We start from the raw sequence: 22,764 nt of genomic DNA on the forward strand, positions 1-22,764 counted from the left end.
TCGCTGGCATTCATGTTGATGTGGCTACCGATGTATTGTTGAACGCGAAATGTACAGCAAAGATCAACACGCCCTAGCTATTGCAGGTTTACTAGCAGGTTGCGCTTCGCCAAATGACAATACAACGGCAGTAACCCCAGCAGCAGAAGATACGAACATGGTTATGCCTGTTGCGACAGGTGACAACCTAATAGCAGATCCAAACATCGTAGAATTTCGCGCTAACAGCGGTAAAAGTGACGTTTGGAAAAAACACGCCGACAAAAATAATGGCCTAGGTGATGTGGGTAGCTCAAAGGTGTCTGCATTTGCAGATGAAGGCTCTGTGCGTATCCGCTTTATCAATGCCTCAGATGATTTTTCAGCAACTCCCGCTCTTAGCCAACAAGTCAATGGCTTAAAGCCAAACAGCGACTACATTTTGTCTCTGTATGTGGAAGATAAAAAAGGTGCTGCTTCTCCAACATCCGTGATCGTTGGTGCAACTGATGTAGCTGGTCAAGAACTCGTAGAGCAAGCTTTCCATGTAGCAAGTATGAACGATGCACCTCATGGTGACAGAAAATCTTTCCGTCAAGTTGCAGTAGAGTTCAACTCTGGTAACAACACTTCAGCTACAATTTTTGCTAAGTTGAAAATAGACGATGCTTCTGCAATTAGCGGTGATGTCAGCAAACGCACCGAAATTCGTGTTGACGCATTCTCGCTAACCGCAAAATAACGCTTCACAGCAATAAATAGCTGCCATTAATCGAAAAAACTAAAAAAAGGCTCGAAACATCATCAATGTTTCGAGCCTTTTAACATTCCGTGTCTGAAAATGCTGACTTAGCCAAATAAAAAGTTAGAACGAAATCATTGAGCTTTTAAAACAAACTCAGGTCCCGTTATTGACTGCGATTAGTATTAGTACAGTCTGAGCTAGAGCTTTTCCCTATCTACAGCACCGTGTAAAAAAATATGCAAACTAGTGTTCATTAAAATTTGAAAAAATAAGCAACACGACCAATAATAAATCAAACGCATACTAATGAGCGTGCATAGGATGAGACTACAGGCTTACACGCTGGATCTGGTTAACTTGGAATGGTGACTATGACTCAACACAAGTGCGACAATATGATGGACACTGAGCGCATAGGGCGTTTACTTAAGTTAGAAGGCATTGACCTATTAGAATCGGCGGTGCTGCTCTTGCATCAAATGTTCGATACTAAGTACACAACTATCGTTGAAAAAAAATATTTCCCTGATCAAGTTTTTCCGATAGTCATTGCTCATTCTGACCACGTCTTGCATGACAAAATAAATCCGCGCCACGGGAAAATCTATCAGCAAGCGGTCAATCAAAATCACCCTGATTGCTCATTTGCTCAATACGTTGTCAAATCATTGCCACCGTCTGCCTTTAGGCAAGAGATTACCTCACAAGATTTCATTGCGATTCCAACACGGACTCAAAGCGGTGAAGTCATGGGAGTTCTTTTTTCTACGTTCACTTCTCCACTTAGCAATGCCCAGCAGCAGCAAGTCATTAAATATCATCAGCTGTTCTCAGATATCATTATCCACACCCTACGAGAAATGGCGTTCAACGACCGTTCCGAACAGCTGGTCAATCAACTCAGCTATGAAGTATCACACGATAGCTTAACGGGCTTACTCAACCGCAGTTGCTTATCTGATACGTTGGAGTCCATTACTCAGCAGAGCTCAACGCCATTCACGCTAGCGATATTGGACATCAACAGTTTTAAAGAAATCAATGATGTGTACGGTAATTATATCGGAGACAAAGTATTACAACATTTGGCTGAGATTTTGCGCCGAACACTCCCTGAAAATAATCTCACCTTTAGAACCGCAGGGAACGAATTCGCTTTCATCACCTACTATGCCGACCCTACGGCTCTCTGTGAGCAAATCGTCGAAAAAGTGAAACAAGGGTATAACAGTATCGACCTGAGAATCGACTTTGATATCAGCGTCGGTATGGCTGGCTCAACAGGAGACAATAAAGACATTGAACAAATCATCTTCAATACCAGCCTAGCCTTAAAGGAGTGTAAACAATACCCCGGTGCCCATATCCGATGTTATGACACTCACTTAAGATCTCGATATCAAAGAAAAACTGAGTTAGTTCTCGCTTTACGAAATGAACTAGAAAACTCTCTCTCACTAAACAGCGAGATGTATATTATGGTTCAACCGATTGTTGCCCAGCAAGACAAACGTTGGGAGTATTTCGAAGTGCTCACTCGTTGGAAAACGAAAGAACACGGGAACATCTCGCCGATGGAGTTTATTCAGGTGGCGGAAGAGTCCGGGCTGATCGTCGAGTTAGGTGAACGCATTATTGAATTAGCGTGTCATGCGAAAAAAACGTTAGAGCAAGGCTTAGGCTATAAAATTAAGCTTGGTTTAAACTGTTCCGCTCACGAACTTACTGACTCTCATAGATACATATCTTACCTCACTCAAACCATTGAACAGCATAATTTCAAAGCTAATGAGTTTGTTATTGAGTTGACGGAAACGATTTTTCTCCGCCCAACTCAAGAAACCAAAAACGCACTCAATTATTTAAGAGAGCAAGGTTTTACTATTGCACTCGATGACTTTGGTACAGGGTATTCGAGTTTGAATTACATCCATAGCTACCCTATTGACTGCATCAAAATTGATGCGATATTTATCAAAGATCTACTGACCAACTCAACGTCTGAGAGTGTGGTTTGGTTAATTATCCAGTTAGCACAAAGACTTGATGTTTGTATCATTGCAGAAGGCGTGGAAGAGCAAGAACAACTTGAAAAATTACACGAGATGGGCTGCGGTCAAATACAAGGGTATTTATATTCTCGCCCAATGCAGCCAGAAGAGATCATTGGCTGTATTACACACTCAGAAGCTGTTAGCCCTTAACTGTTAACCTTCGGCTCTTGGTTAGCTCATTATATATTCTGTATTTAGACAAGGGTAAGAATGAATAATTCTGTCATCTGCACAAACGCTAATAAGCGCCCACAAACACAATGAGTTTCACAAATACTTGGATCTAAAAAGCCGCGAAGCTTACTGAACATTCACGTGTTCAGGTGAGCTTCGCGGCTGTTTGATTGTTGCTGGCTATAACTGAGCCGATAGCGATAGGTCCACTAATGATTCTATGGCTCTAGCCGTTATTCGCTTGTTCAGCTAGCGCTTTCGCGAGTAACCTATCCGCTTTATTTCGCATCGCAACAAAAGTGGCTTTGTCTTTGTTAGGCACTGAATTTGCCATTGGGATATTGGCTTTCATTGCGTCGACAGGGCGACCACGCTCAATCAATTCATAGTGCAAGTGGGCACCTGTCACTCGACCTGTTTTACCAGACAAACCGATGCGCTGACCACGAGACACCGCCTGTCCTTTACGAACTAAAATCTTACTCAAATGAAGGTAACGTGTTTTGTAAGTACTACCATGCTGAATGACTACGTACTTACCCGCGTATGGATGATTGCGCGTCATGATAACCTTACCATCTCCAGCTGCCTGTACAGGTGTACCGACTGGAGTCGCGAAATCTGTACCGTTATGCGGTGAAATTCGACCTGTCACTGGATGCAAACGCTTCGGGTTAAACTGAGAACTTTGACGCCAGCGACTGCTCACAGGGTAACGCTGAAACGCTCGCTGCAAACTATCGCCATTGGCATCGTAATATTGTCCGTCACTGTGCAAATAGGCTGACACAATACGGTTATTATTCATAATTTTAACGGCTTCGATTTCACGTTTCCCTGTGGCAACACCATCAATAAACTGAGCTTTTTGTAACACTTCAAACTGATCGCCAGCACGGAGATCTCGGCTAAAGTTCAGCTTGTCTTTCAGTAACGTCTCGATGTGATCGATCTCGATAGTATTTAGACCAACCTTGTTCGCCGACAGTGAGAAACTGCCTTGAATATCGCCCACTAATGGCTGTTGCTTCCATTCTCCGGGGATTGAAATATCTTCAAATTCATAAGTACCATCGTCAAGTCGTCGATAAACTACTTTATCAGCAATGCTGAATCGAAGTTCCATTTTGAAAAGCTCGCCGGTCGCTTCATCACGCCAGAAACGCAATGTATTGCCCGGGCGAAGCGTATCCAATGCGAGGAAACTTAAATCCGTTTCCATCACGCTCATCATCGACGTATATGAAAACCCAAGCTGAGTGAAGATGCTACTCAAATTGTCACCGGTTTGAATTTGATATTCAAAAGTAGGCGGCTCAATAATAGGCTCAGATGAAGGTGACAAAATGGACTCAATTACCGTTGAATCCGGTAAATCAAGATCGATTGTTTTCGTCAGTTGTGACGGTGAAGAGTGTAAAGCGACACTGATTGCTGCAATAAGCGGCAATCCTAAAATCGCGACTTTTTTTACTGGTGAAAGCTCAGCAAACGGAGAGGAGAATATTTTTGAATACACGATGAACAGGTCTTTCTACGATAAAAACGCATAGGATATGCTTTTCAAACGTATAAATCATCAATATATTGTCATAATATGACGCGAATCCTACTCCATCTAGCTAAGTCATTGAGTTATCTTGATTGAATCATTTCCTAGCTAAAAATAAAATTAGCCGCCAAATGTTGACATAAAAAAGCAGAAACCCGATGTCTCTGCTTTATATTGATTTATGCTGTTCGGTAAATCAAAACGAATCCATCATGCAAATAACATCATGCCCATCGAGCCATGTTTTACCGTAAAGCGTTGACTGTTGATACCAAACAGTTGTCTTCACCAAACTCATTCGGGATATAACGATCAGCATTCGCATCGTTCACCCACTCTTGCTCATCTACAAGGTAACGGAATTGAAATTCACCATCTTTAGGTAAGCGTGTTTTAAATTTGTAGACTTTCCCTTTCGCCAATTTTTTCATTGGTGTGGCTTTCCAATCAAGAAAATCAGCAACAATAGATACTGAATTGGCCTCTTGAGCTTCTAGCTCAAAAGTCACTTCCACTTCATCTTTCGTTTTAAAAAATCGTTTATTAATCATTCGCAAGCTCCATTTGTAAAAGTAAGCAGACACAAAGCATAGGGAGTGTCTAAATTTCATTCATCTAATGATGATAATATGTAATTTAGCTCACATAAACAACAATTCCTTACAATAGCGAAAATGTTATTGCTTATCAATTGATTGCGTATCAAAAGAAAAGCTTATTAACTGCTTTTCAGAAGGGGCTTCGGCAAATGATTGCGTGGTAGAATGCTGAGTAAAGCCGACAAAACCTTCCCTAACGAGTTGATTTCGCGATTGAGAATCTGGATGTTGGGCGAACTCTAAAATCTGGATTTGCACACGATCGCCAAGTAAAAGTTGATCGATAAGCACGACGCGGCTTATCTGTTGATCGTATTTAAACAGACCAAGGTAATGAAATACGCCGCTACCTTGACTGGATACCGCCATCGGAGCAACAAAGAAACGGGCCTCTCCCAGCGTGACAGCAGAGAGCCTTTGAGTATCCACGGTCACCATTCCTCGCTCTAGACCTGAATCATAACGTCCAAACGCTAACGATTTAAGCTCATCGACCTCATTAATAAAGGCGTACGCATTAGTCTCAGGCACCTTAATTGTCCATGGATTGATCGTCTTCAGATCGAAAATGGCTTCCACAACAGGGTCATAACTGACTTGAGAGGAAGGAAATTTCGCTAAAATCTCTTCATCACTTAAGCTAAAACGATAAATACCCGCTACGATAACCACTGCGAGCATGGCAATTGGAATCAATAAAATCAGAGGTATAGGTAAGATTCTCTTTTTCATAAGCGATTATATTCTTTTGTTTTTCATCCAGTTGTGCAGACCATAAAGGGCTTTAGTATAATTATCAATACAGTCTTAACCAGACGTGGAGCATGAATGGATATCAACCAAGTTAAAGATAAAAATATCAGAAGTTGTGAATGCCGCTGCGGAGCCGCCAACCTAGTATGCCGAGGTGAGCCTCAACACACGTCGGTATGTCATTGCTACGAGTGCCAGAAACGCACCGGAAGTGTATTCGGTATACAAGCTCGATTCCCGATAGAGCAGGTGACATTAAGTGGCGACCTCACTTGTTTCTCACGCATCAGTAACAGTGGTAATGAAATCACCTATCAGTTTTGCCCTAAGTGTGGCACCACCATGCTCTTACAATCCGTTGCCTCAGCCGATTTTTATATCGTTCCATTAGGGCTTTTTAAAGAACGAGATTTTCCATTACCGAGTTTTTCCGTCTACGAAGAAAGGAAGCATGGTTGGGTTAAGTTCGATCACCAAATGAATCATTACAACTAGCGGTAGTATTGCGACAAGCATTTACTGACACACCATCAATCCGTACAACACTTGCAACATTTTATCCTACACTCTCAATATAAAGCAGAATAAGCCTTGTGAATATTTAGCGGTAATTGATGAATAGTATTGCATGAACCATCAATACTAGGTAACCTTGCGTCCAATAAGAAAATACGGATGTTTAGTGAATAAAAATGCCAAGGAAGTGGCTTTTTTACGTGTAGAAATACGAGAACAATAACATGTCTAACAACACGAACGCTGCTAACACAGAGAAATCTAAAGGCAGTTTCTGGGTTTTCTTAATCCCATCATTGATTGGTTTATTCCTTTTCATGGCTCCAATCAGCTATCAAGGTGATCTTACGATCCCTGTTGCTGTGTTGGCGAAATCAATTCAAGCACTTTTCGGTGATATTTTAGTTCCCATCATCACTGCAATCGTTGCTTTTATGGCTGTAGCTTCCGTTTTAAGCACCATTTTCAAGCCTACATTCATTACCTCAAGTTCATTTTTAAATGGCCTCTTCAATCCATCGCCACTGTGGTTGCTCGTTCGCGTAATGGGGGGGGCTGCCGCGTTCATGGCTTTCTACCAAGTCGGTCCTGAAATGGTTTGGGAAGAAAATACTGGAGGCATGGTATTAGAAGGTCTACTTCCAACCCTATTCTCTGTCTTTATTTTTGCAGGGTTACTGCTGCCTCTACTGCTTAACTTTGGTCTATTGGAACTGTTTGGTACCTTGCTAAGTAAAATTATGCGTCCGATCTTCAACCTTCCGGGTCGCAGTGCTATCGACTGTATGGCGTCTTGGTTAGGCGATGGTAGCGTTGGTATCCTACTTACCAGCAAACAGTATGAGAATAAATTCTATACTCAGCGTGAAGCGGCTGTGGTTGGTACGACCTTCTCAGCAGTATCGATCACGTTCAGCTTGGTGGTTATTGCTCAAGTACAGCTAGAGCACCTATTCCTACCTTTCTACGCAGCAATCTGTTTAGCCGGTATTGTGGCAGCAGTAATTATCCCTCGCCTTCCACCACTATGCATGAAGAAAGATACTTTCATTGATGGCAGCAAGCCACACAAAGACGCTGACGCGGTCCCAGCAGGTCACTCAACGTTCTCTTGGGGTCTTGAGCTAGCGGTAAATAAAGCATCTCAAGTGAAGTCTGCTAAATCTGTATTTGGTGAAGGCGTTCGTAACGCAGTCGATATGGTATTTGGCGTACTACCGGTTGTTATGGGTCTAGGTACTCTTGCGTTGGTTATAGCCGAATACACATCGGTATTCTCATTCTTGGGCCAGCCTTTTATCCCATACCTAGAATTGCTTGGTGTACCTGAAGCGGTTGCGGCATCTGAAACCATCGTGGTTGGTTTTGCTGATATGTTTATCCCAGCCATCCTGGCCGCTTCTATTGACAACGAGATGACTCGTTTCGTTATTGCAGCAATGTCGGTCACTCAGCTTATCTACATGTCAGAAGTGGGTGCGCTGCTTCTAGGAAGTAAGATCCCAGTCAATATCTTTGAGTTATTCGTCATCTTTATCCTGCGTACTATTATCACGCTGCCAGTGATTGTTGGTGTTGCGCATCTCATATTCTAAACCCAAGAATACTGACATAACGCCTAACAATGCAGTTTTGAACAACCATTAATTTGACCAACCAATAAAAAGACCTGCTCATTAGATACCAGAAACTATCTAATGAGCAGGTCTTTTCAATTTATCTTTCGCTATTCAATCCCTATCGAACAAGTCTGTAGCCCACAAGCCTTATCCAACAATCTCAATAAGTTAAAGTTCGCTCTTGGCAAACCCAAAACTAATGAGTTACCAGCATCATACACTGGCTAGATTCAATCCTGATGATGACCGTTTTGCCTACACACTCAATCACCTTCCCAGATAATAAATCCGTTACAGGTCCTGTCCAAGCTAGTGATACCGTTTTGCTTCGCTTCGATTTGTTGATCACCACAATGCCTTTATCGCCGCGAACAAACACCAGTAGATCATCGTTTGCTTCAACCACACGCATCGCTTCACCATGAACATGATTGTGGAATTGAATCATGCTTTTCATGTATGGCGCTTGCCAATCATTCAGCCAACGAGGCTGACCATGGTTATCCACAATACCACTGGTACTCAGTTCACTATAAACAAGGGGGACACCGCCATCTCGACCAAGGATAAAGGCGTGAGCTAATCGCTCGTTGTCCTCATCCATCACATGTTCCAAAAACACCTCGTTGTTTGGAATGTCATGGGTCACAGCAAAAGTGATGGCGCGCATGTTTGACAGAGCTTGGCCAAAACAGTATGGGTTGATCAGAGATTTAAAACTGCCCTGCTCTTCAAAAGCCTTGAAGATGGTGTTAAATAACGGGAAGTCATACGCCCCTAATCGAGTGTGTTTTAGGTATGGTTCAAGGAACAGTTCGTACTCTTCCTCAGTCGCACCACCATCGGTAATGATCTCGCCAAAGATATGCATCTCTTCACAAATATCATCGGTCCACACTTTGCGCAGGTGTGCCAGTGTCATGTGCTTTGCTGCATCAATGCGGAACCCTTTCACTCCGATAGCTTTCAAGGCTTTGAGATAAGCTCTCTGCTGCGCCACCACGTTGTCATTATCTAACAGGGTTGGTAGGCCGGGATCGCTGGATCCCCCAGTAATCCGCCCATTTTGAACCTCCCAAGTGTCTTTCCAATTTTTGATACCAAACGCCTCAACAAAATCGTTTTCATCGAATAAAGGTTTAGAAAGATCACCAAACAAACGGATAGATTCGTAATAGTCAGGATCTTGGTGATAAACGGCTAAGTCTTGTTGGCTTGGGTAAGTTAAGTCACTACGAATGCTCGACTCATTGGCCATGTGGTTAAATACCACGTCTACATAGGTACGAAGCCCATGCTGTTTTAACGTGTTAACCATTTCAATGAAATCTTGGGTATCCCCCAGTTGATTATCGATCACCCGATAGTCTTGGGGTTGATACCGTTGCCACCATTGAGTGCCGGAATCACGCTCACCACCTTTAGGACCTCGTAACGACTTCATCGACGGTGAGACTAAAACAGACTTATACCCCAACTCTTGGATCAGTGAGGCGTTCTTCATTACATCAGCGTAGCACCAGTCAAAGGCGTGCAGTATGACATCTGTTGCTGGGTTGCTTAACAAAGCTGAACTCTCCATGTTGTTCTCCTACCAAACTCACTTACAGCTTTCTAAATCAGGTATCAAGGCTAAAAGGCAAAGCTGCATAAATTTCATTAGAATGGTATTCATTATATGGCTTACTGATTAAAAACCCTCATCCTCCAACTAATTAGTCACGGCGGATAGGCAAGGGCGTAGACCCTATTATCGAACAGCGTCTGGGGTGAACACTCAACCATTATGCTTTTAAAGCGATCCAAAATGTAAGAAAAAAGGAGCGTAAATACGCTCCTTTTATTCAACATATCAAACGCTTATGATTAAGTTCGGTAAAGAACCTTCACGACGTGCCAGCCAAATTTTGTTTTCACAAGGTGTGGAACTAGTGTCTCGCCAGAGAAGCAAACCTTATCAAACTGAGGCACCATTTGACCTTGTTTAAACTCGCCTAGGTCGCCGCCCTTTTTACCCGATGGACAGGTTGAATGTTTCTTCGCTAGCGTTTGAAATTTAGCGCCCTTTTTAAGCTGCGTCATGATGTCTTCTGCTAGTTCTTTATGCTTCACCAAAATATGAAGCGCTGCTGCTGTTCTTGCCATAATAATTCTCAGTTTGTTGCTGCCAGTTTACTTACGACGGTTGCTTAGAACATCGCTAATGAACTGACTGTTGTAAATCTGTATACCACTAACATCTTATCGACATAAATTCATCGACAGTCAGCGTTTAGCGTGATTTTAACCTACGAACAGCTATTCTTCACTCTATAACCGAAAACAACTGCCTTAAAGGCCATTAAAAACCTCATCGTGACTTGCTGCGGCTTCCGTTTCCCTTTAAATTATTATTTACCAATCAAGCGTCCAGCATACAGAAACCACTTATGGCCAAACCGATCAGTAAAGCAAGCCAGTCACAGGGAATGTTGATGTTCAAGCTATCCCTTACTCAAAGTTTTGCGATAGGCACACTCAAGGTCAGAGAAATCGTTCCTTTCCAGCCAATGACCCAAATCCCCTACTCTCACCACCACGTGATAGGTACGGTAACCATTCGAGATCTTACCGTTCCGGTGATTGATATGTCTGCGGCGATTGGCTTTCGCCCGATAACACCCGCTGAATATAATGACTGTGTGCTCATCGTAACCGACTGCTTAAGAACGGTCGTGGCATTCTTGGTTCGCTCAATCGATAAAATCATTGAATGTGATTGGAAGAGTATTGAATCGCCACCAGCGAGTGTCGGTCGCAATGTATTTGTGACGGGCATTACTCGCTTTGAAGATCGTATCGTGCAAATGCTCGATGTCGAACTGCTGCTCTCTAAGATCTACCCAGATTACGAGAACGCGCATATTCCAATGCTAACCGATGTAGAAAGAGAGCGCCTAAAAGCGCTAAATATCTTGTTGGTGGATGATTCGTTGATTGCGCGCAAGCAGTTATCTGATGCCCTAGACAGCATCAACATTCCTTATAGCATCTGTAATAACGGTTTGGATGCGATTGATCTCATGCGTCGCCAAGCTAGCGTAGGCAAAGCGATTGACCTTCTTGTCAGTGACATTGAGATGCCGGGACTGGACGGTTACGAACTTGCGTTTGAAGTTCAGAACGACAGTGCATTGAGCCATGCTTACTGTATTTTGCATACCTCACTATCGAGTGAAATCTGTGTGGATCGTGCTAATCAGGTAGGTGCTCACGAAGCGCTTGAGAAGTTCAATGCGGGTGAGTTAATCGAAGCCATGCTACGCGGCGCAAAAGTCTTAAACGACGCCTCTACGGCTGCTTAAGGCTATTCACGAAGCTAAACCAACATCAAGTTCAATGGTTTAGCTTCTTCAATTCTTGGTTTTTTATCTCTTAACCAAAGTAGAGCTAATCGTTAGCCTTTCTTTTTCGGCGTAGAGCTTTTTGGCATCGAATAGCTCTTACTCACGAATTCCACCTCCTCTACCTCATTGACATGATTAGTGAAAGACGCCAGTGCATACAGTGTGTTCGCAACTAAGTTAGCGTATTTAAAAAGAATCGGCTCTGGTGATTTTTTGCTTTCATGGTGTTCAATGCTCACCAAAGCTCGCACCACTTTCTTAGCCTGACAACGACACAAGTGAAGCTCGCTCGACACTCGATTCCCGCCAGGTAATACAAACCCTTTGAAGCCACCTTCTAGCTGGTCACGGATACGGTGGTAATCTTGCTTAAGCTCGACCAGTTCGGATTCAGTAATCGCTAACTTCCCACGTACGGAACCATTCAAATGATAGATATTCGGCTGCAAGCGTTGCAGGATCTCACGAACTTGTGGTTCCAATTCCAATGAAAGAACCAATCCAACTCGGCAGCAAAGCTCGTCCGATAGAATCTCAAAATCACAGATAGGGCTGTCTTCATAAATAAACGGGTAACAGAACTCGTCCCAATCTCGACTTACTGGTTTCACGTAGCGATCCTTACACATAAATATTAATCAGACGCCAATATACCAAACTCTTTGATTTAGTCTGCTTTTTCTCACATCAACGCTAGTGTGTTTACAACGATTTTAGACGTAAAAAAACCCTCACATTGGAGGGTTTATTAAATAACCAGTTAAACGAGATTACTCGTTAGATACTTTTTTGTGGCCTTCTTGCAGGTGAACGAAGTCTACTAGATCGTCACCCGATACTTGGTATGCCTGACCAAAGCCTTTTACGAACAGGCCGTTCTCTGCTTTAAGGTTGAACAGAGAGAAATCTTGAAGCTGGCTCAGACCATCGATGATCTCACCGAAACGCTCTTGCATCTGGCCGATCACTTGAGTCCAAAGTTCCGTTTCACGCTCGACAACACTCGCTTGCGCATCAAACGTTAAACGCTTACGTGCGTAAAGCTGCTTTGAGCTCTCTTCGTCTTCAATCATCATCAAAGACACTTGAGGGTTTGCTTTCAAGTTACGAGCATGACGAGCAATATCAGAAATTAGAACAAAGTAACCTTCTTGGTTCTGAACGAAAGGCGCGTAACTTACGTTTGGGCGACCTTCTTCATCAACCGTTGCAAGTTGAAGGGTACGGCGCTCTTGGCGAAACTCTTTAATTTCTGGACCTAGGCGACCTTGTAGACGTTCTTGTTTTACTTGCTGTTCCATGGGTAATTCCTTTATTCACTTTCTCTGATTTATTATTTTTGCTCGAGGTTGAGCGATCATTAGCGAACTAAACGATCCTCGAGCATTGATGTCTTATTAACTATTACTGCTGATTCTGTTTAAGCTTGTGCTTTTAGCGCTTTGAAGCGTTCTACTTGGTCGGCAATAAGCTCACGCTTTTCGTTGCGGCCTAGGTAGATCTTAAAAATGTTCTCGCCCGTTTCACTGAAGAAACCGAAGTAATGACTTTCACGACCCATGAACGCTTTGCTCACCAAACCGATCTGTTTAACGTTGTCGAGTTTCAGGTGACCATGAAGCTCGCCTTCTTTGCCCATCAGGTTGTAGTAACCACGTGCTACTTTACCTTTAGGGAACGGCGCTTTTACTTCAAAGATTGAGCCGAATGAATGCACGATTGTAGTCACTGGGCCCCAACCCACTAAACCTTCAAGAATTTCTTGAGCACGGCTGCCATCTAACATCACTGCCATGTCGTTTGGAAAAGCAGCAACCACTTCAACCTCTGAAACACCGAGCTTCTCAGCAATCGCAGTAGGAAGCAGTTTTGGTTCTTCTTCTAGAATGCGAGCGACACGTTGTTCTAGAGTTTCTGTCATTTCTAATGTTGTATCTGTCATTGAATATGTTTCCGTATAAACGAGTAATTTACGTAAGTTTTAAATTAAAAATTCGATATTAAGCGTGCTTCAAGCTTGCATGCGGGTGAACGCCCGAATCTGATGCTTTCGGCGTTGGGTGCATTGCTTGATATTCAGCGTTAAGTACTTGAATCACACTCTGAGCCAGGCTTACTGCCCAGAAGCTGCCAGCAATAGTCAGACTCAGATAGTCTTCTGAAAGCTCAACCAAGCCATTCTTTTCCCAATGTGAGAACAGAGGCTTCAAGTAATCGAACGTGTCTTGTCCCATAAAGGTCGGCAACGTACTTCTTCTAACAACACCAGAATCAAAGCCTGCTTTTAATGTCGAGAAGATTGGCTCTAATGAGCTTTGCTTAGTCATCATCGCAATCGGCAACTGACCTTGTTTTATAGACTCCATGTAGCTGTCTAAAGTTCGATGTTGCATCACACCGTGGCCGCCAATGTTGCCACCAGCACCACAACCAATTGGAAGCACTTCGGCATAAGTCTTCGCTAAGCTGTTGTAAATGCTGCGTTCGCGGTTATCGCGAGTCCAGTGATTCACGCTCAGCTGCTTAACCTTGTGCTTAGCCATGAACTCAACACCCGCCAAGTACATACTCGCCTTATCAGGCGTATTGGCCGGCGGTGGGATTTTTCCTTTCTCAACAAGATTAAGCATAGGTGCATTGCCCGCAACGATCAGTTGGTAGAGGTCAATACCGTGTGCGCCAGTAGACATGTAGTCTTCTAAATCTTGTTGGAACACTTCCATAGACTGGTGCGGTAATCCGTATAACAAATCAAGAACGATTGGCGCTTGCTCTGTACGACTTAGTGAACTGATACGTTCTAGCACAACCTCTCGGTCATCTAGACGCTTAGCACTGCGTCGAACTTGAGTGTTGAAACTTTGAATACCAAAGGAGAAACGGTTGAAACCACCTTCAAGCGCACGATCAAACATCTCGTCGCCAAAGCGATTGATGCGCCCTTCTAAAGTCATTTCCACATCGTTTGCTAACAGGAAGTATTGGCGAATCGCTTTACCTAATTGCTCTACTTGTTGAGGCGATAGATCGGTAGGTGTTCCGCCACCAATGTAGACGGCGTGAAATAATCCAGACTGAGCCCAAGGCGTTTTGGCTTTTTGCTTCAACTCAACCATCAGAGCATCGAAGTACTCATCCACTAATTTACGGCTAGCGGCATTTTGGAAGAAGTTACAGAACGTACAGCGCACACGGCAGAAAGGAATGTGGATATACAAGCAACGCTTATCCTGTTTCTTCCCTTCGCTTAGCATCAGTTCATCAAAGAGCTCCAACTTCTTGCTCGGGTCGACCGGAATTGAACTTCCTCCGGCATGTGCAGAATGCTTTTTCGCAAACGCAAAACGAAGCGGATCAGGGCTAGAGACACCCAAGATTGATTCGTCAAATTTATAAATATTAAGACTCATATAATCTCTCTAAACACTTACATAGCAAAGTCTGGAAGACTATTCGCTAAAAACTGAGAGAATCATAAATAGAGCCAAATGATAATGCAATTGATAATTGATCTTATTTAGATTCTAAGCAATAATCCGATACAGAATTTTGATTTGGTAAAGGATTGATTGTGAACGTTCCTAGATATGTTATTGCAGGCGGTGCATCGTTGGTGATTCATGCGGCGCTATTGTTTGTCGCTCAAGAATCCAAAGTGTTTGCGATGCCTGCTGGTAGCCAATCGAACACAGTATCGATCAATTTCACGCCTAAAAGCGCTCCTTCTCAAGCTCAGCAAAAAACGGTTACAGAACCCGTTGAACCCAAACCAATTGAGGAGGCGGTTTCACAAGCCGAACCTAAACCTGTCGAGCCGAAGGCCGTTGAGCCAAAGCAAGCCAAACCAACACCGAAGAAAAAAGCGATCACCAATAAGCCTCAACCGAAGAAAGTAGAGAAAAAGGTCGTTGAAAAGAAAGTCGAGAAGAAGCCGGTTCAAAAGAAACCTGTGACTGAGAAAAAGGTCGTGAAAAAAGAACGCCCAGAACCAGCTACTCAACCAGAGAAGCTAGCCGACAAGAAAGTCGATAAGAATATGGACGAGTCTGCCAACCAACCTCAGGAAGTAAACCAAGGCGTATCAAACCAAGAGCCGGTGCTAGTCACTAAGCCTTCTTTCTATGCACGCCCTACCCCGCCGAATTATCCTCGCCAGGCCAGACGTCGTGGCGTTGAAGGTGTCGCTACTTATGAGATCTGGTTAGACGCTGAAGGCAAACAAATTAAACAAGCATTAGTAAATTCATCAGGCGCACTAATGCTCGATAACGCCGCTTTAGACGCCATTAAACAATGGAAATTCTCACCTCATACTGTCAATGGTCGAGCGATTGCTCACCGAGTACAAATACCTGTTCGTTTTAGGTTGGATTAATCATGCAACAAATCAGTTACTTACAAGATCAACTGGGCTTAATGACTTGGCCTCTTCTTATCTGCTCTGCATTAACAGCAATGATCATCGCAGAACGTGTCTTCCAAGTTATGCTAAGCATTGGCGTTGGCAAACGTGCCATTCGTCGTGAGCTCAATCAGATCTCACCAACCAATAGCAAAGAGATTGAAGCGCTCGCTCAGTCGATTTCAGGTAAACGACCGCTACTGTACAAGGGTGTATCGATGTTGCTTGCTCACCACTCTTTCTCAAAAGGTTTACGTGAAGATGCTGCGGGGATCTGGCTACAAGAGAAACGCCACCAATTGCACGCGGGTCTAAGGCTGCTTGGTTTAATCGGTGTGATTAGTCCACTGATTGGACTGCTTGGCACGGTACTTGGCCTTATTGAAATGTTCAAAGGTGTTGCTGCGACAACAGGCAGCATCACACCGAACGATCTGGCAGATGGCCTTGGATTAGCAATGAGAACGACAGCTGCAGGCTTGATGATCGCACTTCCTGCAATTTCAGGTGCACAACTATTAGGTCTTTGGGCTGACCGAGTGCTTGCTCAGCTAGAACATACTCTGAACTATGTGAATGTGTGGCTAGAAGGTATGTCGATTCAAACGAATCAATCTGATGATTCTCAAGGTAAGCCGGTCAACAAAACCTCTATTGGTGATGTGAGCCAAGCATGATTAAGACGCCCCATTCATCTCACACACAGAGCCTAGCGCCGGACTTAACACCGCTGCTCGACATCATTTTTATCGTGATGGTTTTTCTATTACTTACAGCATCAGTAAAGCTTGAGTCACTGGAAGTTGAACTGCCGAGTTCTGACGTTAAAAGCGTTTCTGAAGTCCACAAAGACTCGATTAGCGTCAACATTCTAGACCATGAACCCTACTGGGCAATCAACGGCCAAGAATACATCGACTGGGAAAACTTCAAGATTGCCTTGTTAGAAGAGACAGGCTCAACAGATAAAAAGCCGATCATCATTGGCGCGGATAAAGCAGCCAACGTGGAGAACCTAGTGAGGCTGCTTTCATTCCTTCAAGAGAACGGAATTCCAGCGACACAACTGCTCACTGACGATGGCTAAAACAAGACTCAATTTTCACGAGGCCCAGCGTTTATGAAATTTGGCTCCTGACAGATAAGACTAAACAATCAGAGCTAAGCCTCTCTATCGACTCGAACTCACAATGCGAACGGACTGCTCACTGAGAATCTTCGCGATACAAAACAAATATAAAGAACTTATTATGAACAACTTAAACGTGCTCAATAAATTAAAAACCAAGACACATCTCCTTTCAGTGGCCGCTATGAGCTTGGCATTGACGGCGCCAACTGCAATGGCAAACGACGTTGAACAACCTCGCATCATCAGTGCCGGTAGTGCCGTTACCGAATTAGTTTTGGCGCTTGGCGCAGAAGAACAATTAGTGGGTATTGATGTGACCAGTCGCTTCCAACAGTCTGAAAAGCTACCAAAGATTGGCTACCACAGAAACCTGTCTGCTGAAGGTTTACTTGCCTTAGAGCCAACCACACTGATTGGTTCTGATGAAATGGGACCAGATAACGCGATATCCCAACTGAAATCTGCAGGCGTCGAAGTCGAGATTGTAAATACCGAAGCAAACGTTGAAGGGCTACTAAAGCGTATCGACCAAATCGCAAAAATCACCCATACCGAAGACCACTCGAAGCAAGTGAAAGCCGAAGTGAATCAAAAAATCGCAGCACTAAAATCGAATCAAGTACCAAGCAACGAAGCGAAGAAAGTTCTGTTCCTATTACTGCATGAAGGTCGCCCTGCGAACGTTGCTGGCGGTGAAACATCACCAAACGCAATCATCGAGTTAGCTGGCGGTATCAACCCTGCAGCTCATAGCTTAACGTCTTACAAGCCACTTTCAATGGAATCACTCGTTGAGATGCAACCTGATGTCATTTTAGTAAGCGGCCGTAGTTATCAAAAAATAGGCGGCGCAGATGCCATCCTGAAATCACTGCCTATGCTAGCGGCAACGCCTGCAGGTATGAACAAGCAAATCATTACCGTAAATGGCAGTGCTTTGGTTGGCGGGCTTGGCTTAGAAAGCCTCTCTGAGGCTAAGCGTCTAAACGCACTTATCTACCCGCTATAACTCGACCACCCTATTTTCTACTATCGCGGCTTCCCTTCACCAACTGACTCACGCTGTTGGTGAAGGAGGTCGAAGTTAGCGATAGATATTGAGGCCCTTTTATGTTGTTACGCTCCGTCCCACTAAAAACGTCGATGTTGGGCCTAGGTGCTACCCTAGCCTTTGTCGCACTGTATTCGATCACTGTTGGGCCAATGAACATTAGCTTAGCGGACAGCGCTACAAGCTTAATTCAACCAAACAATGACTTAGCACCTCACATCAACTTAGTGATTCAAGAGATTCGCTTGCCTAGAACTATCTTGTGCATGCTTATTGGTGCAATCCTCGCCTTGTGTGGCGCAGTGATGCAGGGTTTGTTTAGAAACCCACTTGCCGAACCTGGCATCATAGGTGTGTCTGCGGGCGCAGCTTTAGGTGCTGCATTGGCTATCGTTTTGTTTTCTGAGCTTTCACTTCAATACCCTGCATTCATGAACTTTGCAGCGGTACCTGTGTTTGCCTTTTTGGGCGGCGCCTTAACCACGCTGCTGGTCTATAAGCTGGGTACGAGTAAATTCGGAACCTCTGTTACCATCATGCTGTTAGCGGGGGTGGCGATCAGTGCGCTCTCTGGTGCTGGTATTGGCTTCTTAAACTTCATTGCAGATGACCAAATGCTGCGTGACCTTTCACTATGGTCGATGGGTTCACTGGCAGGTGCAAAGTGGTCGGGTATTTTGCTTGCTGCGGTTACGCTCATGGGTCTGTTTGTCGTGTTCTATCGCCAAGCGATGTCTTTGAATGCCCTATTGCTAGGTGAATCAGAAGCACAACACCTTGGTATTCCTGTACAAAAGCTAAAGAGAAAGTTGATTCTACTGACAGCTGCGGGCGTTGGTATCACGGTTAGTTTATCTGGCATGATTGGTTTTATCGGACTGGTTATCCCTCATTTAGGTCGCATGTTAGCGGGCCCAGATCATCGAGTTCTACTCCCCCTATCAGCGGTTCTAGGCGCATTACTACTAACCGCAGCAGACATGTTCTCTCGCGTGGCGCTGGCACCAGCTGAGTTGCCAGTAGGTATTGTCACAGCAATCATCGGCGCTCCATTCTTCTTGTATCTACTATTTCAACAGAAAGGGAGAATCCTTTAATGTTTCCTGCAGCGTTAAAAGCAACCGACATCGAAGTAAAGTTCGGCAGTAAAGTGATTTTAGATGGCGTTTCTATTGAGATTGAAGCAGGAAAGGTAACAACACTGCTTGGGCCAAACGGCGCAGGAAAAAGTACACTGCTTAAAGCTTTATGTCAGGAGATATCGAGCACGGGTGATATCCAGTATTTTGGACACACCAAAAACAAGTGGCCTTCGCAGAAGTTGGCGAAACATTTAGCGATGCTTCCTCAACACAGTACGTTAACCTTCCCATTTCTGGCGCACGAAGTTGTCGAGCTTGGTGGTATTCCTCTGCAAGAGTCCAATAAACAGCTCACGAGTATCGCTAGCCAAAAAATGGATGTGGCTGATGTCACTCACCTGAGTGAAAGGCTCTACCCTTCCCTATCTGGCGGTGAAAAACAGCGAGTACACTTAGCTCGAGTGTTAACTCAACTTCACCACTCTGGGGACCAGTGCATATTAATGCTCGATGAACCGACATCAGCACTGGATCTCGCCCACCAGCACAACACTTTAAAAATCGCGAGAGAACTAGCAGACAACCACAATGCCGCCGTTATCGTGGTTTTGCACGACCTAAACTTAGCGGCTCAGTATTCCGACCGACTGGTAGTATTAAAAGACGGTAATTTGGTTTGCGATGGCAGCCCTTGGGAGGCGCTTGAACCTTCTATGATTGAGGATGTGTACGGCTACAAAAGTATTATAGAAAAGCACCCAACCATGAGCTTCCCACAGGTTCACCCCGCCCAATAGACTCGATTTAGAACCTATTCGCTTTGAGCATTCGTTCCTAGGCCGTGTTGACCTTTCGAGCTAATTTTTGCAGCGAAAGGTCAACACGCCCTAATAACAATTAAGTTATTCTAAGCCTCTATTTTATAGAGGCTTTTTATGGTTTATAGCCTCTATATCACCTTAAACTTGATTTTATTAGCAACCATAGCAATGCCCCCCAAAACGTCTCACTCCGAGCTTTTGAGGCTCTATAAATGAACATTATCAATTAGAGTTACTTAGCTTTTAACTGTGGGAGCAAAGGAAGGGCATAAATGCAAGCGGTTAAAAAGACAAGAAATAAAGACTTGGACACAAAAAAGTAGATAAAGAAAGAACGGTAAATACGATAGAAGAAGAGCATGCGAACAAACGACAGGCACAATTAAGCCCCCTCAGGAGCTTTTTTCATTGTATTTTGATTATTGGCTCATACGAATCAATGATTTACCAATCAACCACTCTAGTTCTTTACCGCTAGTATCACCAAACTGAGTTTCAGTCAGTTTGTATAGACGATCAATACCGTTTGCCGCGAACTCATGTGCGCTTTCAGCAGTAACGATGTGATGGAAAAGTAAACGTAAGATAGCTAAGAACTCAGCATCTTCAAGTGCGGTCACCCAACTAGCGGAGAATGCATCCAGACCGTTGTCAAAATCAATATGTTCCACGAACATCTTGAAAATTCGTCCATCTAGCGCTGCGGTAAAATCGGTTTTCTTTGGAAAATGGTGGCTTATACCGGTACGAGAAACACCCGTTTGCTGACTCAGCGTTGTGTATGACATCTTGTCATAGCCCATTCTTAGTAACTGATCGACAACGGCATCCATGATCTTCTGAATTGTGATTTCTGTATCTTCTTTACTACGCTTTGGCATATTCAGGCTCTTCTCTTTGTACACCCATCTAACTTAATCAAATGAAGTCAGAATGAAAATCGTTATCGGTATTATATGAGTAAGGTATTGTTGGTAAGCACTGATATTTACCTGCCTACAACTACTTTTTATGAGCAATTAGGCATTGTTGGCTCTTTGAGTACCTTGCCTGTCAGCCCTTCGAAAGCACCCTACTATTCTAAGCCGATAATTTTAAAGACCGACTTAATCAATGAAACACCCAACGAAAGATTCGTAATTTAAATATTTATCAAGCAATAAATACTCTAACAAAATCATTCATAACGCAACTAACTGAATGATATCCTGACAAATTAATAACATTGCCTCACTACAAGTTGTGACTCACATCACATACATATTTATCGACAAAAATTTACATAGTTCATTTGTCAGCTTACCAAACAACATAGCATCCTAGTAAAAATTTGTTCAAAGATTTTTATTTTTGTGGATACTGCTCAAATTGCTCGTTAGAATGACCTCAGAATTAGTAAAAGGACTATTTATGAGCCAAGATATGAGTAACAACGATGTATGTGAAGCTTGCGGCTGCGCAGGTGAAATCGGGTTCATCATTAAAGAAGGCGATGATGTTGCTGAAGTAACGGTTTATGGTAACTCTAAAGCGCTTATTGAAGCCGAGTATGCTAAATACGTAGAGCTTGCTAAGCAAGTGTCTAGCAATGTTGAATTTGAAGCTTCAGAGGTGACAGAAGACAGTACTGAATTAAATGCACGATTTAAATTTGAAGTCAGTGCTGAGAAAATTATCTTTGAACTTAAGAGCCGCTCTCTAGCACGTTAATCTAAGCATTCATACTGTTATTAAAAGACGAATAATACCTATCTTCTATCTTATTAAGTGGTTGTTATTAATCGTCTTTTTTATCTCTACCCAAGCCAGCGACCCGTTTTTCTCAAAATCATTTTCTGGCGCGCATTGAATCACAACGCCACTGACCTCTAACGCAGCCCCTATGCTATAGGCCTTATCAGCGTAGTAACAAATTCGTTGCTGCAGAGTGCCTTGAGTGACCAACACGCCCGCTTTCGCCGGTGTCGAAATAACCTTGTTGGCATTCACAGACATTGAAACAAGCAATGAAACCACTACCAAAGCACCATTAACAATGTGTCTATTTAATCCAGTCATGATTTCTCTACCATTGCTTATTATTCCTGTTTAATCACATTATGCCTTTGTCACCTTGCGACAAGTGGGTAAAATGCTATACGAGAATAATTTTTCGATTATAGTGTGAGTGTCTAACGTAATAAGAAGCCTGTTATGCCCAAAAGAATTGCACTTATTATCGGCTCTTTAACCATAGCAAATATCAGTGCAGAGCCTCTCGAACAGTATCAAATATTGAACCATCTCGATAATTACGGAAACTTATACTTACGTAACAAGCCTTATACATCGCTTCCTACAGGCTTAGTGGTCGATGGTAACCTTAATATAGAAAATACTGCCATCACACGCCTACCTAAAGGCTTAGACATTGATGGCAACCTGAACGCCTCTAACAGCCAATTAACTCATGTCCCTGCAGGGATTAAGATAAAGGGCTACGCCGATTTTATGGGCAGTCAGATTATCCGTTGGCCAGGCCAAGTGAGTGTGGGCGGTTTTATTAACTTCACCGATACCCCGCTACAGAAACTGCCAAATGGCTTTCGAGTAAGAGGTGATCTAAGCGTGATTCGTACCCCTTTAACCGAGCTACCCAACGGCATTGTCATAGAGGGAGACTTGTATATAGGTGGCTCTGCGCTCACTGCGTTTCCCGACACCATGACAGTCAAAGGCAACATCTACTTAGGTGGCAACACTGTCACGACTTGGCCAACTAATCTAGAGCTCGGTGGCGCAGTCGCTCGATAATTCAGGCTCAAGCTTTAATGCTAGATCTCATACCAATCTAAGTAAAAATATGATCTAATTGAGGCTGTTACTTCTTCGTGAAAAAAGACGCTATGGACAGCCTCGA

24 protein-coding genes are annotated in these 22,764 nt (G+C 43.6%); 13 read left to right on the forward strand and 11 right to left on the reverse strand.

Annotated features, from left to right (window positions below):
• Positions 1 to 49 precede the first annotated feature (49 nt).
• On the forward strand, positions 50 to 721 hold the full coding sequence (locus Q1A70_RS13445) for a hypothetical protein (protein ID WP_299692294.1): 672 nt from the start codon (positions 50 to 52) through the stop codon (positions 719 to 721).
• Between the two features lie 374 nt (positions 722 to 1,095).
• Positions 1,096 to 2,928 (forward strand): bifunctional diguanylate cyclase/phosphodiesterase, encoded by a 1,833-nt coding sequence (locus tag Q1A70_RS13450; protein ID WP_299692291.1) that lies wholly within the window; start codon positions 1,096 to 1,098, stop codon positions 2,926 to 2,928.
• A 250-nt stretch (positions 2,929 to 3,178) separates the two neighbouring features.
• Here the strand turns inward: Q1A70_RS13450 and Q1A70_RS13455 are convergent, their stop codons facing one another.
• The 3 genes from Q1A70_RS13455 to Q1A70_RS13465 form a co-directional block, all read right to left on the reverse strand.
• Positions 3,179 to 4,471: a peptidoglycan DD-metalloendopeptidase family protein gene (locus Q1A70_RS13455; RefSeq protein ID WP_299692288.1), complete on the reverse strand. Its 1,293-nt coding sequence runs from the start codon at positions 4,469 to 4,471 to the stop codon at positions 3,179 to 3,181.
• 278 nt (positions 4,472 to 4,749) lie between these two features.
• Positions 4,750 to 5,055 (reverse strand): isoamylase early set domain-containing protein, encoded by a 306-nt coding sequence (locus Q1A70_RS13460; RefSeq protein WP_299692285.1) that lies wholly within the window; start codon positions 5,053 to 5,055, stop codon positions 4,750 to 4,752.
• A 126-nt stretch (positions 5,056 to 5,181) separates the two neighbouring features.
• Positions 5,182 to 5,835: a hypothetical protein gene (locus Q1A70_RS13465; RefSeq protein WP_299692282.1), complete on the reverse strand. Its 654-nt coding sequence runs from the start codon at positions 5,833 to 5,835 to the stop codon at positions 5,182 to 5,184.
• A 96-nt stretch (positions 5,836 to 5,931) separates the two neighbouring features.
• On the opposite strand from Q1A70_RS13465, the gene Q1A70_RS13470 reads away from it, so the two are divergent.
• Entirely contained in the window at positions 5,932 to 6,351 is a 420-nt protein-coding gene (locus Q1A70_RS13470; protein WP_299692279.1) for a GFA family protein, read from the forward strand.
• A gap of 245 nt (positions 6,352 to 6,596) precedes the next feature.
• Positions 6,597 to 7,967: a YjiH family protein gene (locus tag Q1A70_RS13475; RefSeq protein WP_299692276.1), complete on the forward strand. Its 1,371-nt coding sequence runs from the start codon at positions 6,597 to 6,599 to the stop codon at positions 7,965 to 7,967.
• Positions 7,968 to 8,187: 220 nt separating this feature from the next.
• Here Q1A70_RS13475 and Q1A70_RS13480 read toward each other — a convergent pair whose 3' ends face one another.
• Together Q1A70_RS13480 and ppiC are read right to left on the reverse strand one after the other, a co-directional pair.
• Positions 8,188 to 9,573 carry an alpha-amylase family glycosyl hydrolase gene (locus tag Q1A70_RS13480; RefSeq protein ID WP_299692273.1) on the reverse strand — a complete coding sequence of 462 codons (1,386 nt, stop codon included), beginning with the start codon at positions 9,571 to 9,573 and terminating at the stop codon, positions 8,188 to 8,190.
• Positions 9,574 to 9,857: 284 nt separating this feature from the next.
• Positions 9,858 to 10,139: a peptidylprolyl isomerase PpiC gene (ppiC, locus tag Q1A70_RS13485; RefSeq protein WP_299692297.1), complete on the reverse strand. Its 282-nt coding sequence runs from the start codon at positions 10,137 to 10,139 to the stop codon at positions 9,858 to 9,860.
• A gap of 281 nt (positions 10,140 to 10,420) precedes the next feature.
• On the opposite strand from ppiC, the gene Q1A70_RS13490 reads away from it, so the two are divergent.
• Positions 10,421 to 11,335, forward strand: coding sequence for a chemotaxis protein (locus Q1A70_RS13490; protein ID WP_017630084.1), 915 nt, complete (start codon positions 10,421 to 10,423; stop codon positions 11,333 to 11,335).
• 92 nt (positions 11,336 to 11,427) lie between these two features.
• Here Q1A70_RS13490 and Q1A70_RS13495 read toward each other — a convergent pair whose 3' ends face one another.
• The 4 genes from Q1A70_RS13495 to hutW form a co-directional block, all read right to left on the reverse strand.
• Complete coding sequence (locus tag Q1A70_RS13495; RefSeq protein ID WP_299692269.1) at positions 11,428 to 11,988, reverse strand: ATP:cob(I)alamin adenosyltransferase; 561 nt, start codon at positions 11,986 to 11,988, stop codon at positions 11,428 to 11,430.
• A gap of 159 nt (positions 11,989 to 12,147) precedes the next feature.
• Positions 12,148 to 12,678: a heme utilization protein HutZ gene (hutZ, locus tag Q1A70_RS13500; protein WP_004731858.1), complete on the reverse strand. Its 531-nt coding sequence runs from the start codon at positions 12,676 to 12,678 to the stop codon at positions 12,148 to 12,150.
• A gap of 119 nt (positions 12,679 to 12,797) precedes the next feature.
• Complete coding sequence (gene hutX / locus Q1A70_RS13505; RefSeq protein WP_008215687.1) at positions 12,798 to 13,319, reverse strand: heme utilization cystosolic carrier protein HutX; 522 nt, start codon at positions 13,317 to 13,319, stop codon at positions 12,798 to 12,800.
• 58 nt (positions 13,320 to 13,377) lie between these two features.
• Positions 13,378 to 14,787 (reverse strand): heme anaerobic degradation radical SAM methyltransferase ChuW/HutW, encoded by a 1,410-nt coding sequence (gene hutW / locus Q1A70_RS13510; protein ID WP_299692254.1) that lies wholly within the window; start codon positions 14,785 to 14,787, stop codon positions 13,378 to 13,380.
• 161 nt (positions 14,788 to 14,948) lie between these two features.
• Between hutW and Q1A70_RS13515 the strand changes: the two genes are divergently transcribed.
• The 6 genes from Q1A70_RS13515 (at position 14,949) to Q1A70_RS13540 (ending at position 19,841) form a co-directional block, all read left to right on the forward strand.
• Positions 14,949 to 15,752 (forward strand): energy transducer TonB, encoded by an 804-nt coding sequence (locus tag Q1A70_RS13515; RefSeq protein WP_299692251.1) that lies wholly within the window; start codon positions 14,949 to 14,951, stop codon positions 15,750 to 15,752.
• Positions 15,753 to 15,754: 2 nt separating this feature from the next.
• Entirely contained in the window at positions 15,755 to 16,456 is a 702-nt protein-coding gene (locus Q1A70_RS13520) for a MotA/TolQ/ExbB proton channel family protein (RefSeq protein ID WP_299692248.1), read from the forward strand.
• Entirely contained in the window at positions 16,453 to 16,866 is a 414-nt protein-coding gene (locus Q1A70_RS13525; RefSeq protein WP_299692245.1) for a biopolymer transporter ExbD, read from the forward strand. The genes Q1A70_RS13520 and Q1A70_RS13525 overlap by 4 nt, the downstream gene beginning before the upstream one ends.
• 163 nt (positions 16,867 to 17,029) lie before the next feature.
• Complete coding sequence (locus Q1A70_RS13530) at positions 17,030 to 17,920, forward strand: ABC transporter substrate-binding protein (RefSeq protein ID WP_299692242.1); 891 nt, start codon at positions 17,030 to 17,032, stop codon at positions 17,918 to 17,920.
• A 101-nt stretch (positions 17,921 to 18,021) separates the two neighbouring features.
• Positions 18,022 to 19,059, forward strand: a complete 1,038-nt coding sequence (locus Q1A70_RS13535; RefSeq protein ID WP_299692239.1) for an iron ABC transporter permease — start codon at positions 18,022 to 18,024, stop codon at positions 19,057 to 19,059.
• Entirely contained in the window at positions 19,059 to 19,841 is a 783-nt protein-coding gene (locus tag Q1A70_RS13540) for a heme ABC transporter ATP-binding protein (RefSeq protein WP_299692236.1), read from the forward strand. The genes Q1A70_RS13535 and Q1A70_RS13540 overlap by 1 nt, the downstream gene beginning before the upstream one ends.
• Before the next feature lie 443 nt (positions 19,842 to 20,284).
• On the opposite strand, the gene Q1A70_RS13545 is transcribed toward Q1A70_RS13540, so the two are convergent.
• The gene (locus tag Q1A70_RS13545) at positions 20,285 to 20,746 is read right to left on the reverse strand and encodes a TetR family transcriptional regulator (RefSeq protein WP_299692234.1); all 462 of its coding nucleotides are present in this window, start codon (positions 20,744 to 20,746) and stop codon (positions 20,285 to 20,287) included.
• A 529-nt stretch (positions 20,747 to 21,275) separates the two neighbouring features.
• On the opposite strand from Q1A70_RS13545, the gene Q1A70_RS13550 reads away from it, so the two are divergent.
• A complete protein-coding gene (locus tag Q1A70_RS13550) occupies positions 21,276 to 21,575 on the forward strand; it encodes a YfcZ/YiiS family protein (RefSeq protein WP_299692231.1) in 300 nt (99 codons plus the stop codon).
• Between the two features lie 45 nt (positions 21,576 to 21,620).
• Here Q1A70_RS13550 and Q1A70_RS13555 read toward each other — a convergent pair whose 3' ends face one another.
• Entirely contained in the window at positions 21,621 to 21,923 is a 303-nt protein-coding gene (locus tag Q1A70_RS13555) for a DUF1496 domain-containing protein (RefSeq protein ID WP_299692228.1), read from the reverse strand.
• Between the two features lie 135 nt (positions 21,924 to 22,058).
• Here Q1A70_RS13555 and Q1A70_RS13560 point away from each other — a divergent pair, with 135 nt between their 5' ends.
• Complete coding sequence (locus tag Q1A70_RS13560; RefSeq protein WP_299692225.1) at positions 22,059 to 22,658, forward strand: hypothetical protein; 600 nt, start codon at positions 22,059 to 22,061, stop codon at positions 22,656 to 22,658.
• The last annotated feature ends 106 nt before the right edge of the window (positions 22,659 to 22,764 follow it).

It is taken from the genome of uncultured Vibrio sp., from assembly GCF_947488985.1.
GTDB lineage: Bacteria > Pseudomonadota > Gammaproteobacteria > Enterobacterales > Vibrionaceae > Vibrio.